The organism is Microbacterium sp. NPDC055665 (assembly GCF_053618035.1).
Genome location: NZ_JBSHGY010000002.1, coordinates 333,302 through 359,622, shown reverse-complemented (window position 1 = coordinate 359,622; position 26,321 = coordinate 333,302). Strand labels below are relative to the sequence as shown.

23 protein-coding genes and 1 tRNA gene are annotated in these 26,321 nt (G+C 69.4%); 10 read left to right on the top strand and 14 right to left on the bottom strand.

Translation table 11 applies throughout. The features are described 5' to 3' along the window. Positions 1 to 46 precede the first annotated feature (46 nt). From ACWGO6_RS07355 to ACWGO6_RS07330, 6 genes are all read right to left on the bottom strand, one after another. Positions 47 to 526 (bottom strand): hypothetical protein, encoded by a 480-nt coding sequence (locus tag ACWGO6_RS07355; protein ID WP_452326314.1) that lies wholly within the window; start codon positions 524 to 526, stop codon positions 47 to 49. A gap of 235 nt (positions 527 to 761) precedes the next feature. After that, entirely contained in the window at positions 762 to 2,297 is a 1,536-nt protein-coding gene (gene arfA, locus ACWGO6_RS07350; protein WP_452326313.1) for an arabinosylfuranosidase ArfA, read from the bottom strand. Between the two features lie 39 nt (positions 2,298 to 2,336). Beyond that, a complete protein-coding gene (locus ACWGO6_RS07345) occupies positions 2,337 to 3,263 on the bottom strand; it encodes a carbohydrate ABC transporter permease (protein WP_136040556.1) in 927 nt (308 codons plus the stop codon). Continuing rightward, on the bottom strand, positions 3,263 to 4,210 hold the full coding sequence (locus ACWGO6_RS07340; RefSeq protein ID WP_136040557.1) for a carbohydrate ABC transporter permease: 948 nt from the start codon (positions 4,208 to 4,210) through the stop codon (positions 3,263 to 3,265). Before ACWGO6_RS07340 ends, ACWGO6_RS07345 begins: the two co-directional genes overlap by 1 nt. Next, on the bottom strand, positions 4,207 to 5,544 hold the full coding sequence (locus ACWGO6_RS07335) for an extracellular solute-binding protein (protein ID WP_136040558.1): 1,338 nt from the start codon (positions 5,542 to 5,544) through the stop codon (positions 4,207 to 4,209). Before ACWGO6_RS07335 ends, ACWGO6_RS07340 begins: the two co-directional genes overlap by 4 nt. Positions 5,545 to 5,638: 94 nt before the next feature. Further along, entirely contained in the window at positions 5,639 to 6,685 is a 1,047-nt protein-coding gene (locus ACWGO6_RS07330; RefSeq protein WP_136040559.1) for a LacI family DNA-binding transcriptional regulator, read from the bottom strand. A 77-nt stretch (positions 6,686 to 6,762) separates the two neighbouring features. Between ACWGO6_RS07330 and ACWGO6_RS07325 the strand changes: the two genes are divergently transcribed. Then, positions 6,763 to 8,022 (top strand): FAD-binding protein, encoded by a 1,260-nt coding sequence (locus ACWGO6_RS07325; RefSeq protein WP_136040560.1) that lies wholly within the window; start codon positions 6,763 to 6,765, stop codon positions 8,020 to 8,022. A gap of 102 nt (positions 8,023 to 8,124) precedes the next feature. Here the strand turns inward: ACWGO6_RS07325 and ACWGO6_RS07320 are convergent, their stop codons facing one another. Beyond that, on the bottom strand, positions 8,125 to 8,970 hold the full coding sequence (locus ACWGO6_RS07320) for an NAD-dependent epimerase/dehydratase family protein (RefSeq protein WP_452326312.1): 846 nt from the start codon (positions 8,968 to 8,970) through the stop codon (positions 8,125 to 8,127). A 57-nt stretch (positions 8,971 to 9,027) separates the two neighbouring features. Between ACWGO6_RS07320 and ACWGO6_RS07315 the strand changes: the two genes are divergently transcribed. From ACWGO6_RS07315 to ACWGO6_RS07285, 7 genes are all read left to right on the top strand, one after another. Further along, positions 9,028 to 10,038 (top strand): LacI family DNA-binding transcriptional regulator, encoded by a 1,011-nt coding sequence (locus ACWGO6_RS07315; RefSeq protein WP_452326311.1) that lies wholly within the window; start codon positions 9,028 to 9,030, stop codon positions 10,036 to 10,038. Positions 10,039 to 10,666: 628 nt separating this feature from the next. Then, positions 10,667 to 11,386 (top strand): L-ribulose-5-phosphate 4-epimerase, encoded by a 720-nt coding sequence (locus ACWGO6_RS07310; protein ID WP_452326310.1) that lies wholly within the window; start codon positions 10,667 to 10,669, stop codon positions 11,384 to 11,386. Further along, the gene (locus ACWGO6_RS07305; RefSeq protein ID WP_452326309.1) at positions 11,383 to 12,987 is read left to right on the top strand and encodes a xylulokinase; all 1,605 of its coding nucleotides are present in this window, start codon (positions 11,383 to 11,385) and stop codon (positions 12,985 to 12,987) included. Before ACWGO6_RS07310 ends, ACWGO6_RS07305 begins: the two co-directional genes overlap by 4 nt. Positions 12,988 to 12,996: 9 nt before the next feature. Further along, positions 12,997 to 14,520, top strand: coding sequence for an L-arabinose isomerase (araA, locus tag ACWGO6_RS07300; protein WP_452326308.1), 1,524 nt, complete (start codon positions 12,997 to 12,999; stop codon positions 14,518 to 14,520). 5 nt (positions 14,521 to 14,525) lie between these two features. Continuing rightward, complete coding sequence (locus ACWGO6_RS07295) at positions 14,526 to 15,455, top strand: aldose 1-epimerase family protein (protein ID WP_452326526.1); 930 nt, start codon at positions 14,526 to 14,528, stop codon at positions 15,453 to 15,455. Positions 15,456 to 15,507: 52 nt separating this feature from the next. Further along, on the top strand, positions 15,508 to 15,852 hold the full coding sequence (locus tag ACWGO6_RS07290; RefSeq protein WP_452326307.1) for a helix-turn-helix transcriptional regulator: 345 nt from the start codon (positions 15,508 to 15,510) through the stop codon (positions 15,850 to 15,852). Then, complete coding sequence (locus ACWGO6_RS07285; RefSeq protein ID WP_452326306.1) at positions 15,806 to 17,080, top strand: type II toxin-antitoxin system HipA family toxin; 1,275 nt, start codon at positions 15,806 to 15,808, stop codon at positions 17,078 to 17,080. The genes ACWGO6_RS07290 and ACWGO6_RS07285 overlap by 47 nt, the downstream gene beginning before the upstream one ends. Before the next feature lie 38 nt (positions 17,081 to 17,118). Here the strand turns inward: ACWGO6_RS07285 and ACWGO6_RS07280 are convergent, their stop codons facing one another. The 7 genes from ACWGO6_RS07280 to ACWGO6_RS07250 all read right to left on the bottom strand — a co-directional run bounded on the left by ACWGO6_RS07280 (position 17,119) and on the right by ACWGO6_RS07250 (position 25,105). Then, positions 17,119 to 17,430 carry a metal-sensitive transcriptional regulator gene (locus ACWGO6_RS07280; protein WP_029264439.1) on the bottom strand — a complete coding sequence of 104 codons (312 nt, stop codon included), beginning with the start codon at positions 17,428 to 17,430 and terminating at the stop codon, positions 17,119 to 17,121. Positions 17,431 to 17,460: 30 nt separating this feature from the next. Further along, positions 17,461 to 19,587 carry a heavy metal translocating P-type ATPase gene (locus ACWGO6_RS07275; RefSeq protein ID WP_452326305.1) on the bottom strand — a complete coding sequence of 709 codons (2,127 nt, stop codon included), beginning with the start codon at positions 19,585 to 19,587 and terminating at the stop codon, positions 17,461 to 17,463. Between the two features lie 37 nt (positions 19,588 to 19,624). Beyond that, positions 19,625 to 21,889, bottom strand: a complete 2,265-nt coding sequence (locus ACWGO6_RS07270) for a heavy metal translocating P-type ATPase (RefSeq protein ID WP_452326304.1) — start codon at positions 21,887 to 21,889, stop codon at positions 19,625 to 19,627. A 72-nt stretch (positions 21,890 to 21,961) separates the two neighbouring features. Further along, complete coding sequence (locus ACWGO6_RS07265; protein WP_452326303.1) at positions 21,962 to 22,924, bottom strand: heavy-metal-associated domain-containing protein; 963 nt, start codon at positions 22,922 to 22,924, stop codon at positions 21,962 to 21,964. Further along, positions 22,921 to 23,133 carry a heavy-metal-associated domain-containing protein gene (locus ACWGO6_RS07260; protein ID WP_301111910.1) on the bottom strand — a complete coding sequence of 71 codons (213 nt, stop codon included), beginning with the start codon at positions 23,131 to 23,133 and terminating at the stop codon, positions 22,921 to 22,923. The genes ACWGO6_RS07265 and ACWGO6_RS07260 overlap by 4 nt, the downstream gene beginning before the upstream one ends. Positions 23,134 to 23,312: 179 nt before the next feature. After that, positions 23,313 to 24,743 (bottom strand): MFS transporter, encoded by a 1,431-nt coding sequence (locus tag ACWGO6_RS07255; RefSeq protein WP_452326302.1) that lies wholly within the window; start codon positions 24,741 to 24,743, stop codon positions 23,313 to 23,315. Positions 24,744 to 25,031: 288 nt separating this feature from the next. Next, a tRNA-Gly gene (locus tag ACWGO6_RS07250) sits at positions 25,032 to 25,105 on the bottom strand. A gap of 98 nt (positions 25,106 to 25,203) precedes the next feature. Between ACWGO6_RS07250 and dcd the strand changes: the two genes are divergently transcribed. Both dcd and ACWGO6_RS07240 read left to right on the top strand, forming a co-directional pair. After that, positions 25,204 to 25,809 carry a dCTP deaminase gene (gene dcd, locus ACWGO6_RS07245; protein WP_136042368.1) on the top strand — a complete coding sequence of 202 codons (606 nt, stop codon included), beginning with the start codon at positions 25,204 to 25,206 and terminating at the stop codon, positions 25,807 to 25,809. A 1-nt stretch (position 25,810) separates the two neighbouring features. Continuing rightward, on the top strand, positions 25,811 to 26,287 hold the full coding sequence (locus ACWGO6_RS07240; protein ID WP_452326301.1) for a hypothetical protein: 477 nt from the start codon (positions 25,811 to 25,813) through the stop codon (positions 26,285 to 26,287). Positions 26,288 to 26,321 lie beyond the last annotated feature (34 nt).

Genomic DNA, 26,321 nt, shown 5'->3' with positions numbered 1-26,321 from the left:
CTCCCGCCACTACCCCGAGTGCGGCCGAGTGGGTTCCTTTCGGTCGTCACCCGCGAACCAGACGATGCTCCTCGGCTGCTTCGCTCGACTGCGACCTGCTCGGCGTCTTTGAAAGGCTCCAGATGAAGAGGAACGCTGTGAACATGACGAAAGCGCTCGAGGTTGCAATGAAGTGTCCGCCGCGCTGCCAGATCGGGAGCGCGTCTAGAGGCCAACCGGCGGGGGTCGTGATCTGAGAGAGGATCGCGAGAAGCAGGATGATCGCGCCTGTCGCGATCGCTGACTTCAGCCGGGCACGCCTGTGCGCGGCCACCGGGTCGCGCACCAGCCAGATCGCGCACGAGGCGCATGCGAGTCCCTCTGCGAGGACAAACGTCCAGGACACCATGGGCGTGGGGTAGGCCACGGGGGTGAGAGAGAAGTCAAGAAGTGTCCCGCGGCTTGTCGCCCACGAAAATGCTTCGGCATACATGCAGAACAGTGCGATCACGAGCACGGTCGCGGCTCCCGCAATCGCTGCGACCATGCCGGACTTACCGCGTCGAGAGGACTTCACTCGCTGTCCTCGATATCCACCGGGTGCGGCAGCCGCATTTCGCATCGACTCTCAGCCTCCGGGACTCGCGAACACTCTTCTGGTCGTCACGTTACGGAGCCGCGGGGCGCTTGTCTGTAGGCCAAATGGGGCACATGTAAAATTCTAGATGCCGCGTGCGTCCCGCGAGCTCAGCGACGCCGAGGCCGCTGAGCCCGAAGGTGCGTCAGCCCCGAGCCACGTCGAGCTCGATGACCGACCACGACAGCGGCGGCAGGGTCGCGCGTACGGCGCCGTCGACGACCGCGGTAGACCCGAGCGGCACCATGTGCACGCTGTCGGGGGCGGTCTCGAGGTTCGACGTGTGACGGTCGCCGCCCTCGGGAATCGTCAGCGTCTCGGCGGTGACCACGCGCAGGTCGCCGAGCCCGTGCAGGTCGATCGTCAGGTCGCTCGACTCGTCGAGGGAGCGGTTCGCGACGAACACGACCACGCGACCGGTCGCCTCGTCCCAGGTCGCGGCGGCGTCGACCGCGTCGACCCCGCCGTACCGCTTCGTCTCGATCTGCGGAGCGGAGACCGCGAGGCGCAGGATGCGGCCCTTCGCGAGGCGCGCCATCCGCTCGAACGGCCAGAAGCTCGTCTGCCGCCAGGCCGGACCGTTCTCCTCCGAGCGGATCGGGGCGATCACGTTCACGAGCTGCGCCTGGTTGGCGATCTTCACACGGTCGCCGTGCCGCAGCAGGCTGTTGAGCAGCGTGCCGACGACCACGGCATCCGTCACCGAGTAGGTGTCTTCGATGAGTCGCGGATGCTGTCGCCACCCCGCCTTCTCGATCTCCTTGGCCTCGACGTCGTTGTACTTCACCTGGTCCCACACGTTCCACTCGTCGAACGAGATGTCGACCTGCTTCGTGTGCTTGCCGGACGCCTTGACCGCGTCGATCGTGGCGATGACGCCCTCGATGAACGCGTCCATGTCGACGGACTCGGCGAGGAACGACTCGGCGTCGCCGTCGTGCTCCTGGTAGTACGCGTGCATCGAGATGAAGTCGACCTCGTCGTAGGCGTGCGTGAGCACGGTGTGCTCCCAGGTGCCGAACGTCGGCATCGTCCGGCCGGAGGAGCCGACCGCGACCAGCTCGATCGAGGGGTCGACCAGCCGCATCGCCTTGGCGGACTCCTGGGCGAGCCGACCGTACTCGGTCGCGGTCTTGCCGCCGATCTGCCACGGGCCGTCGAGCTCATTGCCCAGGCACCACAGCTTGATGTCGAAGGGCTGCTCGGCTCCGTTCTTGCGCCGCAGGTCCGACCAGTACGTGCCGCCGGGGTGGTTCGCGTACTCGACGAGTGCCCGCGCCTCCTCGACGCCGCGGGTGCCGAGGTTGACGGCCTCCATCACCTCGACATCCGCCTCCTTCGCCCAGTCCATGAACTCGTGCAGGCCGAACGCGTTCGTCTCGATCGTGTGCCAGGCGCCGTCGATGCGGACCGGGCGGTCCTCGACCGGGCCGACGCCGTCTTCCCAGCGATAGCCCGAGACGAAGTTGCCGCCGGGATAGCGGACCACGGTCGGTCCCATCTCCTTCACCAGCGCCAGCACGTCCTGCCGGAAGCCGCGTTCGTCGGCCTGCGGGTGCCCCGGCTCGTAGATGCCGGTGTAGACGCAGCGCCCCATGTGCTCGACGAACGAGCCGAAGAGTCTCCGGGGGACGTCGGCGATCGTGAAGTCGCGGTCGATGGTGATGCGGGCCTGAGACATTGCTCTCCTAGATTTCTGGCTCTCGAGCCGGGTGGGTGACTACTGACCGCCGAAGCCGCTCGTCGCGACTCCCTTGACGATCTGCTTCTGGAAGATCATGAACACGATGATGAGCGGCAGCGCCGCGAGCACGGCCTGGGCCATGACCTGGGCGTACTGCACGCCGTAGGCGCTGATCACGGTCTGGAGTCCGACCGGCAGCGTCATCAGCGTCGTGTCGTTGATCACGAGGAACGGCCAGAGGAAGTTGTTCCACGCGCTGATGAACACGAAGATCGCGACCGAGGCCATGATCGGGCGGGAGAGCGGCAGCACGATCGACCAGAAGATCCGGAATCGTCCGGCGCCGTCGACGCGCGCCGCGTCTTCCAGCTCGATCGGGATGGCGTCGAAGAACCGCTTGAGGATGAATACCATCGCCGGCGCCACGACCTGCGGCAGGATCAGACCCCAGTAGGTGTCGACCATGTTGAAGGCGAGCATCTCGTAGAACAGGGGGATGATCAGCACCTGCGGCGGGACGACGATCGAGGCGATGATCACCACGAACAGCCACTTGCGGCCGGTGAAGTCCAGGCGCGAGAAGGCGTAGGCCGCGAGTGCCGAGATCGCCAGCGTGATCACGGTGATCGCCGCGGAGGTCAACAGGCTGTTCAGCGCCCAGGTGTAGACGTTGCCCTGCGAGAGGATCGCGGTGAACGCGTCGATGGTGGGGCCACTCGCGCCGATCCAGCCGGGGTCGCCGGATGCGGCATCCGTCTCGGTCTTGAACGCGGTCGCGACCGCCCAGAGGAACGGCAGCAGCCAGCCGATCGCGAGGAGCAGGAGGACGACGAACGCGGTGATGCGGAGCGGTCCGAACGGCTTCTGGCCGGGCAGGTGCGAGCGCCGGGGGCGACGCGACGACGCCGTCGTGATCGTCTCGGTGGCGGTGGGAACGATGGGGGATGCGGTGGCGGTGGACATCAGAACTGCTCCTTCCGGCGGCGCGTGATCAGGGCCTGCGCGACGCCGAGGATGACGATGAGGGCGAAGAAGACGTAGGAGATGGCGGCCGAGTAGCCGAACCGGTAGCTGACGAACCCGGCTTCGTAGATGTACTGCACGATGGAGCGGGTGGTGTCGCTCGCGACCCCGCCGAGCATCTGATACGCCTGGTCGAACAGCTTGAGCGAGGCGAGGATCTGCAGGATCAGGATGAGCACCGTCGCCGGTCCCAGCTGCGGGAGCGTGATGGACCAGAACTGGCGCCAGGCGCCGGCGCCGTCGAGGGAGGCGGCCTCGTACTGCTGCGGCGGGATGTTCTGCATGGCAGCGAGGTACAGCAGGAAGTTGAAGCCGACCGTCCACCACACCGTGGCGATCACGATCGACAGCATGTTGGTGTCGGGGTTCTGCAGCCACGCGAGCGGCTCCAGGCCGAAGAACTTCAGGATGTTGTTGGCCGCGCCCACCTGCGGGTTGAAGATCCAGACCCAGATCTGCGAGATCACGGTGGAGGCGAGCAGGAACGGCATGAAGAACGACAGCCGCCACAGCCACTGGCCGGGGATGCCGCGGTCGACGAGCGCCGCCATCGCGAGGGCGATCACGACGAGGGGCACGGTGGAGAGCAGCGTGAACCAGACGGTGTTGCCCATCGACTGCCACATCTTCGGGTCGACGAACGCCTCCGCGTAATTGGCGAATCCGATGAAGGAGCCGCCGGCGCCGGTGAGGGACTGGTCGGTGAAGCTGAGGATGATCCCGTGGATGATCGGCCAGACCAGGAACAGGGCGAAGGCGACGAGGAACGGCGCGAGGAAGGCCCAGCTGATGAGCTGCTCGCGGTTGCGGGAGCCGGCGCGGCGACCGCGCGGAGTGGTGCGCGACCCGGTGACGATCGTGCGGGTGGAGTCGGTGGCGGAGGTCATGATCCGAACGTCCCTTCGGGGTCTGCCGGGTTGGGCTGTCGGAGCAGGGCGTTCACCCGTGCTTCGAAGCGGTCGATCGCGGCTGCCGGGTCGTCGCCCGAGAGCAGTGCGCCCTGCACGGCCGCGCCGAACTCGGCCTGGAAGTTGGATCCCGAGCCGGTGAACCAGGCGGTCGGGTCATACACGACGTGCTGCGCGGCCTCGGCGTAGTTCGCCTGGGGGATGAGGTCGGCGTACTCCGGGGATTCGGTCACGGGGAGGAACGCGGGGATGTGGCCGGCCTCGGCCCAGCCGAAGGAGTTCTTCAGCATGTCGGCGACGAACTCGTAGGTGAGGTCGCGCCGCACCGGGTCGGCGTTGGACTGGTGCGGGAGGACGAAGGAGTGCGAGTCGGCGTAGACGGCGGGGGTGCCGTAGAGCGTCGGGATCATGGTCGCGTCGAACGGGATGCCGGCAGCCTGCATGGTGCGCAGCTCCCAGACTCCGGTGAAGAGCATGCCGCTCTTGCCGGTGGCGAACTCGGCGATGGCGCTGCCGTAGTCGTTCTGCGCGGCTGCGATCTCGCCGTCGAGCAGTGTCTGCATGAGCGTGAGCGATTCGACCGCGACGTCCTTGTCGATCACGGCCGGGCCGCCGGCGGGCAGCTCCATCGCGCCACCGTGCTGCGAGTAGAAGGTGTAGAACAGGCGCCACATCTGCGCGCCGTCGCCGAGATAGCCGTACGAGAGCGCGTGGCTCTCGGCCTTGCCGCCGACGGTGCGCAGCTGGTCGAGGAACTCCTCGGGGGAGCTCGTTTCCTGCAGCTTTCCGTCGGAGTCGAGGACTCCGGCGGCGTCGCAGATGTCCGTGTTGAACATCATCACGAAGGGGTGCGCGTCGAGCGCGATGCTGTACATGCCCTCGCCCACGAAACCCTTCTCCCAGATCGGCTTCGGGAAAGTCGAGCTGTCGACGCCGAGCTCGGCGAGCCGGTCCACGTCCCAACGGTCGAGCAACCCGCCGGGTGCCCAGCCGACGGTGCGCGTCGCGTGCATGATGGCGACATCGGGGGCACGGCCGCCGGCACCCGCCATCGCGAGCTTCGTGTAGTACGGGGTGCCCCAGGCGAGGACAGTGGGGCGGATGCGGAACGCGGACTGCGCGGCGTTGACCTCATCGAGCAGGGCCGACATCGTGACGCCGTCGCCGCCCGAGAGCAGGTGCCAGAACTGCAGGGTCTGCGGACCGGAGGCGGGAGTCGTGCCGGGCGCGCACCCGGCGAGCAGGGCCGTGCCGGCGGCGAGCGAGGCGGCAGTGAGGAACTGCCGGCGGGACAGATCGAGTGGGGGTGTCATCGTCACTCCTTCGTGACTGTGCGGGGGTCGGCCCATCATTACATCGATGTAATCAACTGCGCAAGCGCGAGATGCGGAGGGAAGAGTGGGGGTGTCAGGGGCGGTAGCCGCGTGGGCGGCCCTGCGTGCTCGCGCGCTCGAGGAGGTGATGCGGGAGGGTGACGGCGCGCGGAGCAGCGGCGCGATCATCCATGCGCGACTCGAGCAGACCGAGCGCCGCGATCGCGAACGCCTGCCGATCGAACGCCACCGAGGTCAGGGCGGGCGAGGTGTATCGCGAGAACTCGACGTCGTCGAACCCGGTCACGATCACATCGTCGGGCACGCGGATGCCGTTGTCGTGCAGGGTGTGCAGGGCCCCGAGCGCGAGTGAGTCCGTGAACGCGACGATCGCGTCGAAGGGAACGCGACGGTCGAGCAGCGTGCGCACCGCATCCGCCCCACCGTCCATCGACCACGGCAGCCGGTTGATCTCGAGCGCCGGATCCCGGGGGATGCCCGCTTCGCGCAGGGCGTCGTGCACGCCTTCGAGGCGCAGGCGGCTGGTGGCCGTGGCGATCGACGGATCGTCGTCGGCGCCGACCACCGCGATCCGCGTCGCGCCGCGGGACAGCACATGGCGCGTGGCGTCGGCGGCGGCCTGTCGGCTGTCGATGCGCACGTGATCCGCGCGGTTCTGCTCGACCTCGCCGATCACGACGAGCGGGGGAAGGCGGTCGGCGTACTTGAGCACGCTGTCTTCGAGGCGGATCGGGTTGAGGATGAGGCCGTCGACCAGATGCGCCCGCGCGCGGGAGACGAGCTCCTTCTCGCGCTCGGGCTCGGACGCCGTCTCCTCGATCTGCACGGCGAGGCCCCGTTCGTGGGCGGCCTCGACGATGCGGTGCACGAGCTCGGCGGAGAACGCGGTGGCCAGATCCGGGAGCGCGACGGCGATGATCCCGGAGCGGCCCTTGCGCAGTCCCCTGGCGCTGAGGTTGGGCACGAAGTCGAGCTGCGCCATGGCGGACTCGACCTTGGCCCGCGTACTCTCGTTGACGGGAACCGTGCCGGTGACCACGTTCGAGACCGTCTTCGGCGACACCCCGGCGAGGGCCGCGACGTCTTTCATCGTGGCGCGGGGCGGCGGCTGCGCTGTCATCCGGTCAGCCTATCGGCGAGGTCGGAGCGCGAGCAGTACATCGATGTAGCCGATGCCGCGCTGGCTATCATGGCGCCATGACCACCGAACGCAACTGGGCAGGCAACCTCACGTACCGGGCCTCGACGATCGCGCACCCCGAATCGGTCGACCAGCTCGGGGCGCTGCTCGCGCAGGGCGGGCCGGTGCGCTTCCTCGGATCGCGGCACTGCTTCAACGACATCGCCGACACCGACGGCGTGCTCATCGCGCTCGACCGGCTGCCCGCGGTGTTCGAGGTCGCTCCCGCGCGGGATGCGGTCCGGGTATCCGGTGCCGCACGCTACGGCGACATCGCGCCGCTCCTCGAGGCCGAGGGGCTCGCGCTCGCCAACCTCGCCTCGTTGCCGCACATCTCGATCGCGGGTGCGATCGCCACCGGCACCCATGGCTCCGGTGACGCGATCGGCTCGCTCGCGAGTGCGGTCCGCGGCCTCACGATCCTCACGCCGTCGGGTGAGACCCGCACGCTCGCGCGTGGCGACGCCGACTTCGACGGTGCGGTCGTGAGCCTCGGCGCGCTCGGCGCGGTGCTCGACGTGACGCTCGACGTCGAGCCGACCTACGCGGTCGCCCAGCACGTGTTCGAGCGCCCGGACTGGGACGCGGTGCTCGCCGACTTCGACGAGGTGACCTCGATCGGCACCAGTGTGAGCCTGTTCTCGACCTGGGAGCGCACCGACTTCGTCGACCAGATCTGGGTGAAGCAGCGCCAGCCCGAGGCGCGCGAGGCCGCGCGGGAGTCGCTGTTCGCGAAGCTCGGCGCCACGCCGGCCGTGAGCAAGCGGCATCCGATCCTCGGCGTCGACCCGGCGGCGTGCACCGAGCAGCTCGGGGTGCCGGGGCCGTGGTTCGAGCGGCTGGCGCACTTCAAGCTCGAGTTCACGCCGTCGGCCGGTGCCGAGATCCAGAGCGAGTACCTGGTTCCCCGTGCGGATGCGGTTGCCGCGATCCAGGCCGTGCGCACGCTCGCCGGGCAGATCGCCCCGCTGTTGCTGGTGAACGAGATCCGCACGGTGCGCGCGGACGACCTGTGGCTCAGCTCGTCGCACGGGACGGATGCCGTGGGCCTGCACTTCACGTGGAAGCCGGACGAGGCCGCGGTGCGCGCCCTGCTGCCGACGATCGAGGCCGCGCTGCCCGAGACGGCCCGCCCGCACTGGGGCAAGGTGTTCACGCTCGACGGTGCCGAGACGCGCTCGCGGTACACGCGGTGGGACGACTTCGCCGCGCTCGCCGCCCGTTACGACCCCGAGCGCCGTCTCGTGAACCCTTACCTGGAGCGGTTGGGGCTGTAGCCCGCGGCTGCCACTGCGTTCCGGTCGCAGTTCGTGTCGCTATAACGCGCGTGAAGCGGCAGAAAGTGCGACCGGAACGGAGCCGGCAGACCGGCTCCGCCGTCACACGTGGTCGCGCCAGGAGTGCTGCGGGTCGTAGCCGAGGATCCGGCGTGCGCGGTCGATCGACAGCAGCGTCTCGTTCGGGCCGAACTCGCGGCGCCTCGGCACGTCGGGGAAGACCTCGGCGAGCAGTTCGTCGTTGGGCCGCGACATCACGGTGTCGGCCGCCGCGATGATGAACCGGTCGAATCCGGGGGCCGCGACCTCGAGCGCGCGCTGCACCGCCTGAGCTCCGTCGCGGGCGTCGATGTAGCCCCACAGGTTCCACTTGCGCCGCAGGGCGTCGGCGTCGAACGAGGGGAACTCCGCGTAGTCCTCGGGAACCATCACGTTCGAGAACCGCAGCGCCGTGATCGACAGGTCGGGATGCCAGCGCACCAGCTCGGTCGCGAGCTGCTCCTCGAGCGTCTTCACCAGCGAATACACGGATTCCGGGCGCGCGGGATAGTCCTCGTCGACCGGCACGTAGGGCGGCGCCACGTCGAACGGCAGCCCGAGCACCGTCTCGCTCGACGCGTACACGATGCGACGGATGCCGAGGCGCACAGCCGCCCAGAACACGTTGAACGTGGCCGGCATGTTGTTGTGGAAGGTCGCCACGTCGGTGCGGATGCCGGGAGCCGGGATCGCCCCGAGGTGCACGACCGCGTCGATGCCGTCGTGCCTGTCGCCGACCGCGGTGAACGCGTCGACGACCTGGCCGTAGTCGGTCAGGTCGACCTGCACGAAGTCGGGGCCGCGGGTGCCGGTGAGGTCCATGCCGATGACGTCGTAGCCGTTCGCACGGAGTTCCCGCGCGACGACGCGGCCGAGTTTGCCGGAGGAGCCGGTGAGAGCGATGCGCATGTCACCAGAGTGGCACGGCGGGGGGCCGACGGCATCGGTCGTCGTACACTCGTCGGCGTGAGTGACACGAGCAGCGGCCGCAGCCGATCCATCGGCGTCCGCGACGTCGCCGCCCGCGCAGGGGTGTCCCGGCAGACCGTGTCGCGGGTGCTGAACGACCACCCCGACGTCGCCACCGAGACCAAGGAGCGCGTCGTCGCAGCGATGGCCGAGCTCGGCTATCGCATGAACAACGCCGCCCGCGCGCTCGGCACCCGGCGCTCCCGGACCCTCGGTGTGCTGGCCTCGGATGCGCTGCAGTACGGACCGTCGCGGAGTCTCGCCGCGCTGGAGGCTTCGGCGCGCGAGGCCGGGTACTGGGTGAGCGCGGCCTTCGCGGATGCCGCGGATGCCGGAGCCGTCGTCGCGGCGGTCGACCACCTCGTCGTGCAGGGGGTGGAGGGGATCGTGGTCGTCGCCCCGCACGCCCAGACGCTGGAGGCGCTCGCCGCGCTGCGCATCGGCGTGCCGGTCGTGACGCTGCACTCCGCCGGACTCGGGGCGACCGGGCTGTCGGTGGATCAGGCGGCGGGTGCGCGGTTGGCGGTCGCCGCGCTCGCCGACGCCGGGCACACCCGCATCGCGCACCTCGCGGGACCGGCGGATTGGCTCGAGGCCGAGTCGCGCGCCGAGGGGTTCGCCGCCGAGCTCGCGGCCCGCGGGCTGACGCCGGGGCCGGTGATCGCCGGGGACTGGTCGGCAGGGTCCGGGTATGCGGCGGTCGATGCTGTTCGCGGTTCCGGGGTCACGGCGGTGTTCGCGGCGAACGACCAGATGGCGCTCGGTCTGCTCAGCGCCCTGCACGAGGCAGGGCTCACGGTTCCCGGCGATGTCAGCGTGGTCGGGTTCGACGACGCCCCGGATGCCGCGTACTACTGGCCCCCGCTCACGACTGTGCGGCAGGACTTCGACGAGCTCGCGCGTCGGGCGGTCGGCGCGGTGATCGGCGGAACCGTTGCCGCCGCATCCGCTCTCACCCCGGTGGCGCCGGTGCTGGTCTCCCGCGCCTCCGTCGCCCCGCCCCGCTGACTCCCGCCCGCTCCCGCATCCCCGCTCCCGCTCCCGGCGCCGGCGCCTGCTCCCGCCCCCGCGCCCTACGACGCCGAGTGCACGGCTTGTCGTCGAGCGCACGGCTTGTCGCCGTGAACGTCCCGTGCACTCGGCAGCTTCCCGTGCACTCGCGGTAACCGATACCGCTGCATCCGCTGTTGCGCAGCACCTTGCCGCGCCCCGCTCGCCCCCGCCCCCGGCGTCGAGTGCACGGCTTGTCGTCGAGCGGACGGCTTGTCGCCGTGAACGTCCCGTGCACTCGGCAGCTCCCCGTGCACTCGCGGTAACCGATACCGCCGCATCCGCTGTTGCGCGGCGCCCTGCCGCGCCCCGCCCCGCCTCGCCTCGCCGCGCCCCGCCGAGTGCACGGCTTGTCGTCGAGTGGACGGCCTGTCGCCGTGAATGTCCCGTGCACTCGGCACCTTCCCGTGCACTCGGCGAGAGGGGGCGGGAGAGGGCGAGAGAGAGGCGGGCGAGAGGGGGCGGGAGAGGGCGTGAAAGGGAGCGGGAGAGGGGGCAGGAGGGGGGGAGGGTTGACGCCCGCGCGACTCCCGTGACAGACTTCTGTGACCGGTCACAGTGGCCGGATGCGAACCCTGAGGCAGCTGTGAGCGACGACGCCCCCACCTTCGAACCCGACATCGAGCACGCGATCGCGGCTGCCCGCGCGGATGTCGCCCGTCTGCACGGCGAGCTGGTCCGCTACGGGCTGGTCGTCTGGACCGGCGGCAACATCTCGGGCCGCGTGCCCGGTGCCGATCTCTTCGTGATCAAGCCGAGCGGGGTGAGCTACGACGACCTCGCGCCCGAGAACATAATCCTGTGCGACCTCGACGGGAACGTGATCCCGGGCACGCCCGGCAGCGACCGCTCCCCGTCGAGCGACACCGCAGCGCACGCCTACGTCTACCGGCACATGCCCGCGGTCGGCGGGGTCGTGCACACGCACTCGACGTACGCCGTCGCCTGGGCTGCCCGCGGCGAGGAGATCCCCTGCGTCATCACCGCGATGGCCGACGAGTTCGGCGGTCCCGTCCCGATCGGACCCTTCGCGATCATCGGCGACGACTCGATCGGCCGCGGCATCGTCGAGACTCTCCGCGGGCACCGCTCCCGGGCGGTGCTCATGCAGAACCACGGTCCGTTCACGATCGGCGCGGATGCGGAGGATGCCGTGAAGGCCGCCGTCATGGTCGAGGACGTCGCCCGCACTGTGCATCTCGCCCGCGAGGCCGGGCCGCTCATCCCGATTCCGCAGGCCGCCATCGACAGCCTGTTCGACCGCTACCAGAACGTGTACGGCCAGACCGAAGACACCCGCCGATGACCCTTCGACAGAGCTCAGTGACCGCGCTCGACGACATCCGTGATGGGCGTACGAGCCTCGGCATCGAGCTGGGTTCGACCCGCATCAAGGCCTGCCTGATCGGCTCCGATGCGACCGAGGTGCTCGCGACCGGGTCCTTCTCATGGGAGAACCGGCTCGAGGACGGTCGCTGGACCTACGCGATCGACGAGGTGTGGAGCGGCCTCCAGGCGGCGTATGCGGCTCTGATCGACGATGCGCAGGAGCGCCACGGCATCCGCCCCGACACGTTCGGCGCCATCGGGGTCTCGGCGATGATGCACGGCTACCTGGCGTTCGACGCGTTCGGCGAGCTGCTCGTGCCGTTCCGCACCTGGCGCAACACCAGCACGGGAGCGGCATCCGCCGAGCTGGGGGAGCTGTTCGGGGTGAACATCCCGCTGCGGTGGTCGATCGCGCACCTGCACCAGGCCGTGCTCGACGCCGAGCCGCATCTCGCCCGGGTCGCGAGCGTGAACACCCTCGCCGGCTATGTGCACCACCGCCTCACCGGCGAGCGGGTGCTCGGAGTCGGCGACGCCTCGGGCATGTTCCCGATCGACACGGCGACCGGTGATTACGACGAGTGGATGCTGCGCGCTTACGACGCCCTCGCCGGCGAGCGTCTGGCCGCGCCGGCCGCACGGCTCCTGCCTGCCGTGCTCCCCGCCGGCGCCGCGGCCGGCACGCTCACCGCCGACGGTGCCGCCCTCCTCGACCCGAGCGGCGCGCTGCGCCCCGGTATCCCGCTCTGTCCGCCGGAGGGTGACGCGGGCACCGGCATGGTCGCGACGAACTCGGTCGCGCCGCGCACCGGCAACGTGAGCGCGGGCACGAGCATCTTCGCGATGGTCGTGCTGGAGCATCCGCTCGCCGACGTGCACCACGAGCTCGATCTCGTGACCACCCCGGCGGGCGATGCGGTGGCCATGGTGCACTGCAACAACGGCGCCAGCGAGCTCGCGGCGTGGGCCGGGCTGTTCACGCGATTCGCCGCCGCGGCCGGGCAGCCGATCGACGACGATGCGGCATTCGACGTCCTGTTCCGCGAGGCGCTCGAGGGCGAAGCCGATGCCGGTGGCCTCCTCGTCTACAACCACCTCGCGGGCGAGCCGATCGCGGGTCTGGTCGAGGGTCGTCCGCTGTTCGTGCGCACCCCCGACAGTGCCCTCACGCTCGCGAACTTCATGCGCTCCCAGGTCTACGGCGTGTTCGGCACGCTCGCGCTCGGCATGCAGGTGCTCGCGGCCGAGGGCGTGCAGCTCGACCGGATGTTCGCCCACGGAGGCATGTTCCGCACCGCCGGGGTCGCCCAGCGCTTCCTCGCCGGTGCGCTCGATGCTCCGGTCGCGGTCGGCGAGCTCGCCGCGGAGGGTGGCGCGTGGGGCATCGCCGTGCTCGCCTCCTACCTTTCCCATGCCGAAGACCTCTCGCTGGCGGAGTACCTCGACCAGCGCGTGTTCGCCACCGCATCCCTCACCACCGCCGACCCTGACCCGGCCGATGTCGCCGGGTTCTCCGCCTACCTCGACCGCTACCGGGCGGGTCTGGCCGTCGAGGCCGCCGCCGTCGCATCCCTGTAAGGACCGTTCATGACCCGCACCCCGCTCACCACCTCCCTCGACGGCTACGAGGTCTGGTTCCTCACCGGCAGCCAGCACCTCTACGGTCCCGAGACGCTCGCGCAGGTCGCGGCGCAGTCGCAGGAGATCGCGCGGCTGCTCGACGAGTCGCCCGAGGTTCCGGTCCGGATCGTCTGGAAGCCGGTGCTGACGGATGCCGCCGCCATCAAGCGCACGGCGCTGGAGGCCAATGCCGACGACCGGGTCATCGGCCTCGTCGCGTGGATGCACACGTTCAGCCCGGCGAAGATGTGGATCGCCGGACTCGACGCGCTGCAGAAGCCGCTCGCGCACCTGCACACGCAGGCGAACGTGGAGCTGCCCTGGGCCGACATCGACTTCGACTTCATGAACCTGAACCAGGCGGCGCACGGCGACCGCGAGTTCGGGTACATCCAGACGCGCCTGGGCGTGCCGCGCAAGACCATCGTCGGGCATGCCTCCGACCCGAGGCTGCGTCGTGAGCTGGGCACCTGGCAGCGGGCGGCGGCGGGTCTCGCGGCCTCCCGCGACCTGAAGCTCGCCCGCTTCGGCGACAACATGCGCTTCGTCGCGGTGACCGAGGGCGACAAGACCGAGGCCGAGCTCCGGTTCGGCGTGCAGGTGAACACCTGGGGCGTGAACGAGCTGGCGGAGGCCGTGGCCGCGGCATCCGCCGCCGACATCGACGCGCTCGTCGCCGAGTACGAGGAGCTGTACGAGGTCGTGCCCGAGCTGCGGAAGGGTGGCGAGCGGCACGAGTCGCTGCGTGACGGCGCCGCGATCGAGATCGGACTGCGGTCGTTCCTCGAGGAAGGCGGCTTCGGTGCGTTCACGACCTCGTTCGAAGACCTCGGCGCGCTGAAGCAGCTGCCGGGCCTCGCGGTGCAGCGGCTGATGGCGGAGGGCTACGGCTTCGGCGCCGAGGGCGACTGGAAGACGGCCGTGCTCGTGCGCATCGCGAACGTCATGGGCGCGGGCCTGCCGGGTGGTGCGAGCCTGATGGAGGACTACACCTACGACATGACCCCCGGCGACGAGCTGATCCTCGGGGCGCACATGCTCGAGGTGTCGCCGTCGCTCACTTCCGCGAAGCCCACGCTCGAGATCCACCCGCTCGGCATCGGCGGCAAGGACGACCCGGTGCGCCTGGTCTTCACGGCAGACCCCGGCCCCGCCGTCGTGGTGGCGCTCAGCGACATGCGCGACCGGTTCCGGCTCACCGCCAACGTGGTCGAGAACGTACCGCCGCGGGCCGCGCTGCCGAAGCTGCCGGTCGGGCGCGCGGTGTGGAAGCCGCAGCCCGACTTCACCACGAGCGCCGCCGCCTGGCTCACCGCCGGCGCCGCGCACCACACGGTCATGTCGACCGCGGTCGGGATCGAGGCGTTCCGCGACTTCGCCGAGATGGCCGAGGTCGAGCTGCTCGTGATCGACGACAGCACCACGCTGCCCGAGTTCCAGAAGCAGGTGCGCTGGAACCAGGCCTACTACCGTCTGGCGCAGGGCCTGTGACGACGATGCCGCGCTCCGGCCGTCAGCTGCGGATCGCCGCGCACGGGTACGAGGCCGTGATCGTCAGCATCGGGGCGACGCTGCGAACGCTCACGTTCGAGGACCGCGACCTGGTGGTGCCGTTCGACGCGGATGCCGTGCGCCCCGGGTACCGCGGCGCGACGCTGGCCCCCTGGCCGAACCGCATCGTCGACGGGCGCTACTCGTTCGGCGGGGCGGAGCAGCAGCTGGCGCTCACCGAGCCGGAGCGGGGCCACGCGCTGCACGGGCTGCTCGCCTGGGTCGAGTTCGAGGACCGTCTGGTGCTCGACGACCGGGTCGTGCTGGCCGCCGTGATCGTGCCGCAGACCGGTTATCCCTTCCGCGTCGAGGTCGAGGTCGAGTACCGAATCGATGTCGACGGGCTGCATCAGACGGTGACCGCGCACAACGTCGGGGCGGATGCCGCGCCCTGGGGCACCGGCCCGCACCCGTACCTCGTGGCGGGGCCTTCGACCGGCTCAGGGGCCCAGCGTGTCGACGACTGGACTCTGCTGCTCCCGGCATCCGAGGTGCTCACGGTCACACCCGACCGGCTGAGCCCGATCGCGGTCGAGCCGGTGTCGCAGCATCCGGAGTGGGACTTCCGCTCGGCGCGCCCCATCGGCGACGTGTTCATCGATCACGCGTTCACCGGCCTGACGCGTGACGGCGGCCTGGCCGAGGTGCGGCTCACTGCCGCCGACGGTCATGGCGTCGGCATGGCGTGGAACGAGCGCTGCCCATGGGTGCAGGTGCACACCGCCGACACTCCCGCCGTCGCGGACACGCACCGCATCGGCCTCGCGGTGGAGCCGATGACGTGCCCGCCCGACGCGTTCAACTCCGGCTTGGACCTCGTGACCCTCGCTGCGGGAGCGACGCACGCCGCGTCGTGGCGGATCTTCGCGCTGTAGCATTCGTCCAATACTTTGGACATAAATAGCATTTGCGCCTAATCTATTGGACATGGGCAGGGTGCGAGTGGGGACCACGCGAGCTGCGGAAGACGCGCTCGCGGTGTTGGGCCAGCAGATCCGAATGGCGCGCGCGAGTCGCGGCATGACAGCCGATGAACTCGCAGGCACCGCCGGCATATCCCGTACGACTCTCAACTCCATCGAGCGCGGTAGCGCCGCAACCAGCATCGGAACGGTCTTCAACGTCGCAACCATCGTCGGCGTGCCATTGTTCGGTGTCGACGACCCCAGTGAGCTCATCGCCTTGCGTCGTCGGGGTGAAGAACGCCTCGCGCTGTTGCCTGCCCGTGTCGACCGACCTCGGAGGGATGAGGGCGATGGCCTCGACTTCTGACGTCTATGTCTGGGCGTGGCTGCCCGGTGAGACCGCGCCGGTTCCGGCGGGGAGGCTGCGAGAGAACGCCCCTGAGCAGTTCTCGTTCGACTATGGCCGGCTGTACCGCGAACGGGAGAACGCCATCTCCCTGTCGCCGACCCTTCCCCTATCGGGCGACACCTATGGCCCGACAGGTTCAATGGGGCTACCCGGAGCGCTCCGTGACGCCTCGCCGGATGCGTGGGGGCGACGCGTCGTGCAGTATCAGGTGACCGGCGACCGTGGCAGGGACGCAGACACCGGGGACGTGGATGAGCGCACCTACCTGCTTCGCTCCGGATCCAACAGGTTCGGTGCCATCGACTTTCAGATGTCGCCGTCGGAGTATGCTCCCCGCAACGCTGAGTCGGCACCGCTAGATGAGCTGCTGACCGCAGCCGACACCGTCGATGCGGGGGGAAATCTGCCCTACGAGCTCGAGCGCGCTCTGCTGAGTGGCACCGCGATGGGCGGTGCTCGCCCGAAAGCCATCCTCCGCGATGGTGATCGAGAGTACATCGCGAAGTTCAGCGCGTCCAACGACAATTTCCCGGTCGTGGGGGCCGAGGCGGCGAGCATGTTCCTCGCTGGACGGGCAGGTATCAACGTCGCCGCCACTCGTGTCGAGAGTGTGCTCGGTCGCAGTGTGCTGCTCGTCGAGAGGTTTGACCGCGTCGCCGTGAATCAGCGCGTGCTCGCCGTGAGTGCGCTGACGATGACAGGTCTCGACGAACTTCAGGCGCGCAGCGGAAGCTATGTGGACTTCTTGGATTCGTTGCGTGTGCATCGAGCGCCGGACGGAACAGCCGAAGAGCTCTTCACCCGCATCGCCTTCAACATGGCGATATCCAACTCCGACGACCACCTTCGCAATCATGCCGCTCTGTGGGACGGGAAGAACGCGATACTCAGCCCTGCCTACGACCTGTCGCCCATGAGGCGCAGCGGGGAAACAGCATCGCAGGCCATCGCCTATGACAGGCGTGGGGCGCGGAGCAACAATTTCGCAGACCTCCTGTCCGCAAGAAGCCTGTACGGGCTCACCGAAGTCGAGGCGACGAGCATCCTGGAACGGATCGAAGGTGTCATTCGCGACGACTGGGAGGACGCAGCCGAACACGGGCGATTGACGTCAGCAGATCGGAGCCTCCTCTGGGGAAGGCAGTTCCTCAACCCGGGCACGCTCTACGGGTTCGGGGGGCGCTAGGTCCTGCAGGTGCGCCTCCTCGAGGCGCGGATGAATGCTCAGGACCGCACGAGTCGCGCGATCGCGTCGGACGCCTCTTTGATCTTCGCGTCGGCGTCGTCGCCGCCCATGCGCGCCGCGTCCACGACGCAGTGCTTGAGGTGGTCGTCGAGAAGCCCGACGGCCACCGCCTGCAGTGCGCTGGTGAGTGCACTGATCTGGGTGAGGATGTCGATGCAGTACTTCTCGTCGTCGACCATCTTCGTGATCCCGCGCGCCTGACCCTCGATGCGGCGCATCCGGTTCAGGTACTTGGTCTTGTCGGTGATGTAGCCGTGGGTGTGCTCGTCGGCCGTCGCTTCGGGGGTCATCTCTGCTTCCTTCGTCGCATGATCGGGGTCTCAGCGGCCGAGGACGGCGCGCGTGCTCGCTTCGGGGGTGATGTCGATGCGTCTCAGCAGCTGCGCGTTCAGTGCGACGACGACGGTCGACAGGGACATCAGGATAGCCCCGACCGACATGGGCAGGACGAAACCGATGGGCGCCAGCACGCCGGCGGCGAGGGGGACCGAGAGCAGGTTGTAGCCGGCCGCCCACCACAGGTTCTGCTTCATCTTGCGGTACGCGGCTCGGGACAGCTCGATCACGGAGACCACCGACCTCGGGTCGGAGCTCGCGAGGATCACTCCGGCCGAGGCGATGGCGACATCCGTCCCCGCGCCGATCGCGATGCCCACGTCGGCCTGGGCGAGGGCGGGAGCGTCGTTGACGCCGTCGCCGACCATCGCGACCTTCTTGCCCTCGGCCTGCAGCTCCTTGACTTTGGCGGACTTGTCTTCGGGCCGCACGCCGGCGAAGACGCGGTCGATGCCGAGCTCGGCGGCGACCGACTCGGCGACGGCCTGGGCGTCGCCGGTGATCATGACCACTTCGACGCCGAGCTTGTGCAGGGCGTCCACGGCCTGCTGTGATTCGGGGCGCACCTCGTCGGCGAGCTTCAACCCGCCCACGACCTGTCCGTCGACCACCGCGTGCAGGATGATGGCGCCCTCGTCCCGCCACTCGTCGGCGGCCGCGATCTCGTGCCCGCCGACCTCGTCGAGGAGCTTCGGGCCGCCGACGCGCACTTCCCGGCCGTCGACCGTCGCCGTCACGCCGACCGCGGGCGACGAGGTGAACCCCGACGCCTTCGCGAGAGACATGCCCTTCTCCTGGGCGGCGCGCACGATGGCGCGGGCGAGCGGATGCTCACTGTCGGCCTCGGCGGATGCGGCGAGGGCCAGCAAGGTGTCGGCGTCGATGTCTCCGGAGGGCTCGACGGCGGTCACGGTCGGTGCTCCCTTGGTGAGCGTGCCGGTCTTGTCGAAGAGCACGGCGTCGACCGTGCGCATGCTCTCCAGCGCGAGGCGGTCCTTGATGAGGACTCCTCCGCGGGCGGCGCGCTCGGTCGCGATCGACACGACCAGCGGGATCGCGAGGCCCAGTGCGTGCGGGCAGGCGATGACGAGGACGGTGATGCTGCGCACCACGGCCGCATCCGGGTTGCCGACCAGGGTCCAGACCACGGCGGTGAGGGCGGCCGAGAGCAGCGCGAACCAGAACAGCAGCGCGGCGGCGCGGTCGGCGATGCGCTGGGCCCGCGAGGAGGAGTTCTGCGCCTCGGTGACGAGACGCTGGATGCCGGCCAGGGCGGTGTCGTCGCCGGTGGCGGTGATCTCGACGCGCAGGCCCGAGTCGGTGGCGACCGTTCCCGCCGTGACGGTGTCGCCCGAGGTACGGGTGACCGGACGCGATTCCCCGGTGACCATGGACTCGTCCATCGCCGCCGTGCCGTCGATGATGCGGCCGTCGGCCGGGATGCTTCCGCCAGGACGGACGACTACGACATCTCCGACGACGAGATCGGCGGGCGAGACCGTGACGACGATGTCGCCCTCGACGCGCTCGGCCTCATCCGGCAGCAGGGCGGCGAGCGAGTCGAGCGCCGAGGTGGTCTGCGCGAGGGAGCGCATCTCGATCCAGTGGCCGAGCAGCATGATGACGATGAGCAGGGCGAGCTCCCACCAGAACTCGAGCTCGTGATGGAGCATCCCGAGCGTCGCGCCCCACGACGCGACGAATGCCACCGTGATGGCGAGGCCGATGAGGAGCATCATGCCCGGCTTATGCGTCTTGAGTTCGCTCACGGCGCCGGTGAGGAAGGGCCAGCCGCCCCAGACGTACATGACCGTTCCCAGCACCGGTGCGATGAACCGCGCCCACCCGGGGACCTCGTAGCCGAAGATCATCGCGAACATCGGCGAGAACGCCACCACGGGCACGGCGATGACGAGGTTGATCCAGAACAGGCGACGGAACTGGCCGACATGGTCGCCGTGACCTGCGTGCCCGCCGTGGCCGCCGTGGCCGCCGTGGCCGCCGTGGTTCTCGTGCCCGCCGTGGTTCTCGTGCCCGGCGTGCGCATCCGGGGCGTGCGGAGTCTCCACGGAAGGCGCGGGTGCGTGGTGGTGGGCGTGCGGATCGGTCATGGGGTCATCCTCTCGTTCTTCGGAGGGGTTCAGGTGGTCAGGGCTTGGCGATGCTCTGGAACCCGCGCAGGCGCAGGCTGTTGCCGACGACGAAGACGCTCGAGAGCGCCATCGCCGCACCGGCGAGCATGGGGTTCAGCATCCCGAGGGCTGCGACGGGGATGGCGGCGACGTTGTAGGCGAAGGCCCAGAACAGGTTGGTCTTGATCGTTCCGAGGGTCTTGCGGGACAGGCGGATCGCGTCCACCGCGCTGCGCAGGTCGCCGCGCACCAGGGTGATGTCGGATGCTTCGATCGCGACATCCGCCCCCGTGCCCATGGCGAGGCCGAGGTCGGCCTGAGCGAGGGCGGGGGCGTCGTTGACGCCGTCGCCGATCATCGCGACGGTCTTGCCCTCGCGCTGCAGCCGGGTGACGACATCGACCTTGTCCTTCGGGAGGACCTCGGCGATGACCTCTTCGATGCCCACCTCGGCGGCGATCCGGCGGGCGACCGCCTCGTTGTCGCCGGTGAGCAGGATGGGGGTCAAGCCGATCGCCTTGAACTGGGCGATCGCCTCGGCGCTGCTCGGCTTGACGGTGTCGGCCACGACGAGGATGCCTCGTGCCTGCCCGTCCCAGCCGACTGCGACGACGGTCTTGCCCTCGCCCTCGGCGCGCGCCTTGGTCGAGGCGAGCTCGCGGCTGAGCTTCTGCGACCACTCGGCGAGGAGCGAATCACGGCCCACCAGCACGGCGTGACCGTCGACGACGCCCTGCACGCCCTTGCCTTCAATGTTCGCGAAGTCCTCGGGTGTCGGCAGTGCACCGACCTCCTGGGTCGCACCCTTGGCGATGGCCTGCGCGATGGGGTGCTCGGAGGCATCCTCCAGTGCACCGGCGAGCCGCAGCAGCTCCGCGCGGTCGGTGCCGTCTTCGACGAACACGTCGACGAGGGTCATCCTGCCGGTGGTGACCGTTCCGGTCTTGTCCAGCACGACGGTGTCGATCTTGCGGGTGGACTCCAGAACCTCCGGGCCCTTGATGAGCACGCCCAACTGCGCGCCGCGGCCGGTGCCGACCAGCAGAGCGGTGGGGGTGGCGAGGCCGAGTGCGCACGGGCAGGCGATCACGAGCACGGCGACGGCCGCCGTGAATGCCGCGGACACCGGGAACCCTGCTCCGAGCCAGCCGCCGAGCGCCACGACCGCGATCACGATGACGATCGGCACGAACACCCCGGAGATCCGGTCGGCGAGGCGCTGCACCTCGGCCTTCCCGGTCTGCGCGTCTTCGACGAGCTGCGCCATCTGCGCCAGCTGCGTGTCCGAGCCGATGCGGGTCGCCCGCACCACGAGTCGACCGCCGACGTTCGTGGTGGCGCCGGTGACGGAGTCGCCCTCGGCGACCTCGACGGGCACGGCCTCGCCCGTGAGCATGGATGCATCCACCGCCGAGGTCCCGGAGACGACGATGCCGTCGGTGGCGATCTTCTCGCCCGGACGCACGATGAACTCGTCGCCCACCTGCAGGTCCTCGACGGGGATCTTCGTCTCCACGCCGCCGCGGAGGACCGCGACCTCCTTCGCTCCGAGTTCGAGGAGAGCGCGCAGGGCGGCACCCGCCTGCTTCTTGGACCGCTTCTCGAAGTAGCGCCCGGCGAGGATGAACATGGTCACCCCGGCGCCCACCTCGAGGTAGATGTTGGCCGCTCCGTCGGAGGGTGCCAGCGCGAACTCGAAGGGGTGCGTCATGCCCGGCGTGCCGGCCGTGCCGAAGAACAGCGCGTACAGCGACCACAGGAACGCAGCCGAGGTGCCCATCGAGATGAGCGTGTCCATGGTCGCTGCGCCGTGGCGGAGGTTCGTCCACGCGGCCTTGTGGAACGGCCAGGCCGCCCAGACGATCACGGGCGCGGCCAGGGCGAGAGAGGCCCACTGCCAGTAGGTGAACTGCAGGGCGGGGATCATCGCCATCGCGATCACGGGCACCGTCAGCACGACGGAGCCGATCAGCCGGTTGCGCAGCGAGCGCAGCTCCGGATCCTCGTCGTCGCCGGTCGACCCGTCGTCGGTGCGCTTCGTCTTCGGTGCCGGCAGCGCGGCCGAGTAGCCGGTCTTCTCGACCTCGGCGATCAGCAGCGCCGGGTCGTAGCCGTCGGGAACGGTGACCTTCGCCTTCTCGGTCGCGTAGTTGACGGTCGCCACGACACCCTCGAGCTTGTTGAGCTTCTTCTCGATCCGCATCGCGCAGGAGGCGCAGGTCATCCCGCCGATCTCCAACTCGACGCCGGACCCCACGCTCGAGGGTGCTGATGTGGTCATGTCCTTCTCTTTCTGCTCTGACTGGTGCGGACGGCTGCGGCGGGTGGCCGGTGGCCGGGCGGCGTGCGAGGCTCAGTGATCGTCGTCGTGCGAATCGTCGTCGGATGCCGGTGCATCCCCGGCGGGGGCTGCGGCATCGAGCACGAACTCGGCGGTGTGCACCTCGCCGTCGACCTGGAAGTCCAGGTACAGCAGGTAGCGGCCCGCGGTCGGGGCCTCGGCGGCGAAGGCGATCTCCGGACCGGAGGTCTCTCCCGCCTTCGGCTCGTCACCCGCGGCGTGCACGTGCAGGTAGGCGAGGTCGCCCTCGCGCAGCGCGACCAGGTGGCCGAAGGCGCCGAGGTACGGTTCCAGGCCGGTCACCGGGGTGCCGTCCTTCGTGAGGGTGAAGGTCAAGTCGCTCGCCGATCCGGCTTCGAGTGCCCCGTCGAGCGACACCGTGAAGCCGTCGACCTGGGCGGTCTGCGTCGGCGCGGCGGTCACGGGCGTGAACTCACCGGCGACCTGCACGGTCTGCGTGAGGGTGAGCGACGGTGCGTCGGGCCCGGCCGGTGTGAAGTCGGCGAAGACGCGGTAGGTCCCGGCGGCGTCCCAGTCCCAGGGCAGCGACCACGTGCCCGTGGCCTCGTCCAGTGTGGGGTGCACGTGCCGGAACTGACTTCCGTCGGAACGCACCACGATCAGGTGCAGGTCCTTGTCGTGCGCGGTCGTGTACTCGGTGACCGGGGTGCCGTGCGCGTCGCGGATCTCGAAGCTCAGCTCGCCGGGCTCGTCCACTCCCGCCGGTGCCGCGACGGGCGACAGTGCGTATCCTTCGAGGCTCAGCGAGAGCCCCTTGAGGGTCTCCGCTGCCGCGCTCGCCGCATCCTCGGTGGTCGCGGCCCCACCGTGTGCGCCGTGCTCTTCCATCTCCGTACCTTTCGTCCACTCACTGACAACGCTCGGGGGAATGATGACCTGGGCGAGGCCGAATGCCGCGCCGAACGCCACCACCACCCCCGCCCCGTAGAGGGCGAGCCGCGCCCCGGCGTTCATGCCTTCCGCACCGCCGAGTACCCGGCCTCGGCGACGGCGGCCAGGATCTGCGCGTCGTCGAGGGAGTCGGAGCCGGTGACGAGGAGCACGCCGGTCTGCGCGCTCACCTGGATGTCTTCGACTCCGGGGACCTCGGCGACCTCTTCGCGGACCGACATCTCGCAGTGTCCGCAGGTCATTCCGGTCACCTGGAATTCGTTCGTGGTCATCGCGTATCCTCTTCTCGATCAGTACCCGTACCGGGTATTAGTGACAACGGTATACCCATGAGGGGTATTCCTCAACCGGCCGGATCCGTTGGTCGGACCCGGCCGGGTCAGCGGTTTCGGCGGCATCCACGATTGCCGCGGCGGTCAGGGGTCACTGGTCGTCGTCGGAGAGTCGTGGATCAGGCCGATACTGACTCCTCGGAGACGAAGGCCGCCGCGTGGGGCTTCCTCATGGCGGTCGCGGTGATGACCGCTCCCAGCAGGGCGAGGATCGCCGCGCCGATGAAGGCGGCGGAGTACCCCTGGGTGAGCTCGACCGTGGTCGAGTCGTGGCCGGCGATGCCGTAGACGATCGCGGTGAGCACGGCGAGTCCGAGCGCGGATCCGATCTGGTAGCTCGTGCTGACGAGGCCCGAGGCGACGCCGGTCTCGGCCGGAGGCGCCGCGTTGATGGCGGTGCCGAGCGAGGGGACGAACGCCAGCGACATGCCGAGAGCGGCGAGCAGCGAGGCGGGCAGGACGTCGACGGCGTAGGTGCCGTCCGGTCGGACGAAGGCGAGCCACGCCAGTCCGCCGGCCAACAGGAGGAGTCCGCTGACGATCAGCGCCTTGGCGCCGAACCGCTCCTGAAGCCGGGGTGCCAGTGCGATCATGACGAGCACGACCAGTCCGGTCATCGGCAGCAGCGCGGCTCCGGCGGCGAACGCGCTCGCACCGAGCACCTGCTGCAGATACAGGTTCAGGAAGAACCACATCGACACCCAGGCGGCGCCGAGCATCAGCTGGGCGACGTTCGCGGCTCCGAGGAGCGGTGCGCGCAGCAGGCCGAGGCGGAGTAGAGGGTTGCGGCTGCGGGCCTGGATGAGGAAGAAGATGAGCAGCAGAACGATGCCGGCTGCCAGCATCCCCAGCGTGGACCAGGTGAGCCAGCCGACCTCGGGTGCGTTGACGACGGCGTAGACCACGGCGGCGAGTCCGAGGGTCACCGTGACGGCTCCGCCGATGTCGATCGATCCCGATGTCCCGCGCACTGTGCGAGGAAGGGCGGTGCCGGTGAAGGCGAGTACGAACAGCGCGATCGGCACGGTGACGTAGAACACCCACGGCCAGCTCACGTACTCGGTCAGGACTCCGCCGAGGAAGACGCCGGCCGTGCCGCCGATGGGTGCCGCGGCGCCGTAGACGGCGAACGCCTTGGGGAGGTCGGGCGTTCCGCCGAACAGCATCATGAGCAGGGTCAGGGCTGCGGGGGCGATCATCGCGGATCCGGCGCCCTGGATGGCGCGTCCGGCGATCTCGACGCCGATGTCACCGGCGGCTCCGGCCATGATCGAGCCGACGATGAGGACGATCCAGCCGAGCACGAAGATCTTGCGGGCGCCGAACGCGTCGGAGAGGCGTCCGCCCAAGAGCAGCAGTCCGCCGAAGGCGACCACGTAGGCGTTGAACACCCACGACAGGGACTCCGGCGTGAAGCTGAGGTCACGCTGGATGTCGGGTAGGGCGACGCCGATGATCGAGGTGTCCATGATCACGACGAACTGCGCGGCGGCTATCAGCACGAGGCCGAGCCACCGCTTCGCGGGTGACAGGGGTCGGGTTGTGGGCATGTTCGTTCCTCCTGGGAGCTGCGCCGGGATGTCCGGGTCGCGGTGTAGCTTATACCCATAGGGGGTGGGGGTATCTCCCATTGTGAATGCGACGACGAGACCCCGCCTGGATCGGGCGGGGTTCGGATGCGGGTTCGGGTCGGGTGATGCCCAGCGTGGAGCTGACGTTCGCGGCCGTCTTCGCGCCGGGCCCGATGTGGTCGGTGGGCAACGTCACGACCGCGTTGAGCTCGATGGCGCAGTGCGCGCGAATCCTGCTTGGGGCGAGAGGCCCAGGAACGAGGGATGTGGAGGGACTGACGGGAATCGAACCCGCGCTATCTGCTTGGGAAGCAGAAGTTCTACCATTGAACTACAGTCCCGAACCCGCTCGAGAGCAGGTGTGGGCAAGCCTACCTGCACCGCGCGCGATGGCCAAAGCCACACGGCGGGGATCCGCATCGGCAACTAGGCTGGTGCCGTGCTTCTCAGTGATCGCGACATCAAGGCAGAACTCGCATCCGGCCGCGTCGGCCTCGAACCGCACGAGCAGGAGATGGTCCAGCCGTCGAGCATCGATGTGCGCCTGGACCGCTACTTCCGGCTGTTCGACAACCACAAGTATCCGTTCATCGACCCGTCGGTCGACCAGCCGGAGCTGACGCGTCTGATCGAGGTCGACCCGGAGGAGCCGTTCATCCTGCACCCCGGTGAGTTCGCGCTCGGCGCCACCTACGAGCAGGTCACGCTGCCTGACGACATCGCCGCCCGCCTCGAGGGCAAGTCGTCACTGGGACGCCTCGGACTCATCACCCACTCGACGGCCGGCTTCATCGACCCCGGTTTCACCGGGCACGTGACGCTGGAGCTCGCGAACGTCGCGACCCTGCCGATCAAGCTGTGGCCCGGGATGAAGATCGGGCAGCTCTGCTTCTTCCGGCTCACCTCTCCCGCAGAGAACCCCTACGGCTCCGGTCCCTACGGCAACCGGTACCAGGGGCAGCGCGGACCGACGGCCTCGCGGTCGTTCCAGAACTTCCATCGGACGGATGTCGGCGTGACCGACGTCGGAGCAGTCGGAGGCTGACATGACAGACGGCAGTGGCAGCACCCCGGAACAGCCGGTCTCCCCTGAGGAGGCGCTGGCCCCCGAGGAAGCGCTGATCCCGCCCGCCGATGCCGTCATCCCGCCGCCTCCGCCCGAGATCCCGATCCCTGCGGGTCTGCTCGCACCGCCGCCGTCGGCCGACATCCCCGACGCGGATGTCGTGATCCCGCCACCGCCGCCCGACACGCTGCGCCGCTCCGACCGGGTGCGTCCGACGCCCCGCATCCTCGAGGGTGACGCGCCGGCTGCGGTGGCCGAGGACTGGGCGCAGCCGTCGGTCGCGCCCGAGGTCCCGACGTCGGGCGGCTACGGCGGGCTCGTCGCCGTGATCTTCGCCTTCCTGCTCCTGCTGCTCGTCGCCGCGATCGTGCTGATCGTGGTGCTGCTGAACACGGTCGGGCTGCCCTTCGCGGGTGGGGCCGTCGTGCCGCCGTCCATCCTCGCGCTGCCGGTCTGACGCGCCCACTGACGCCGCGTCAGGTCTATCCCCG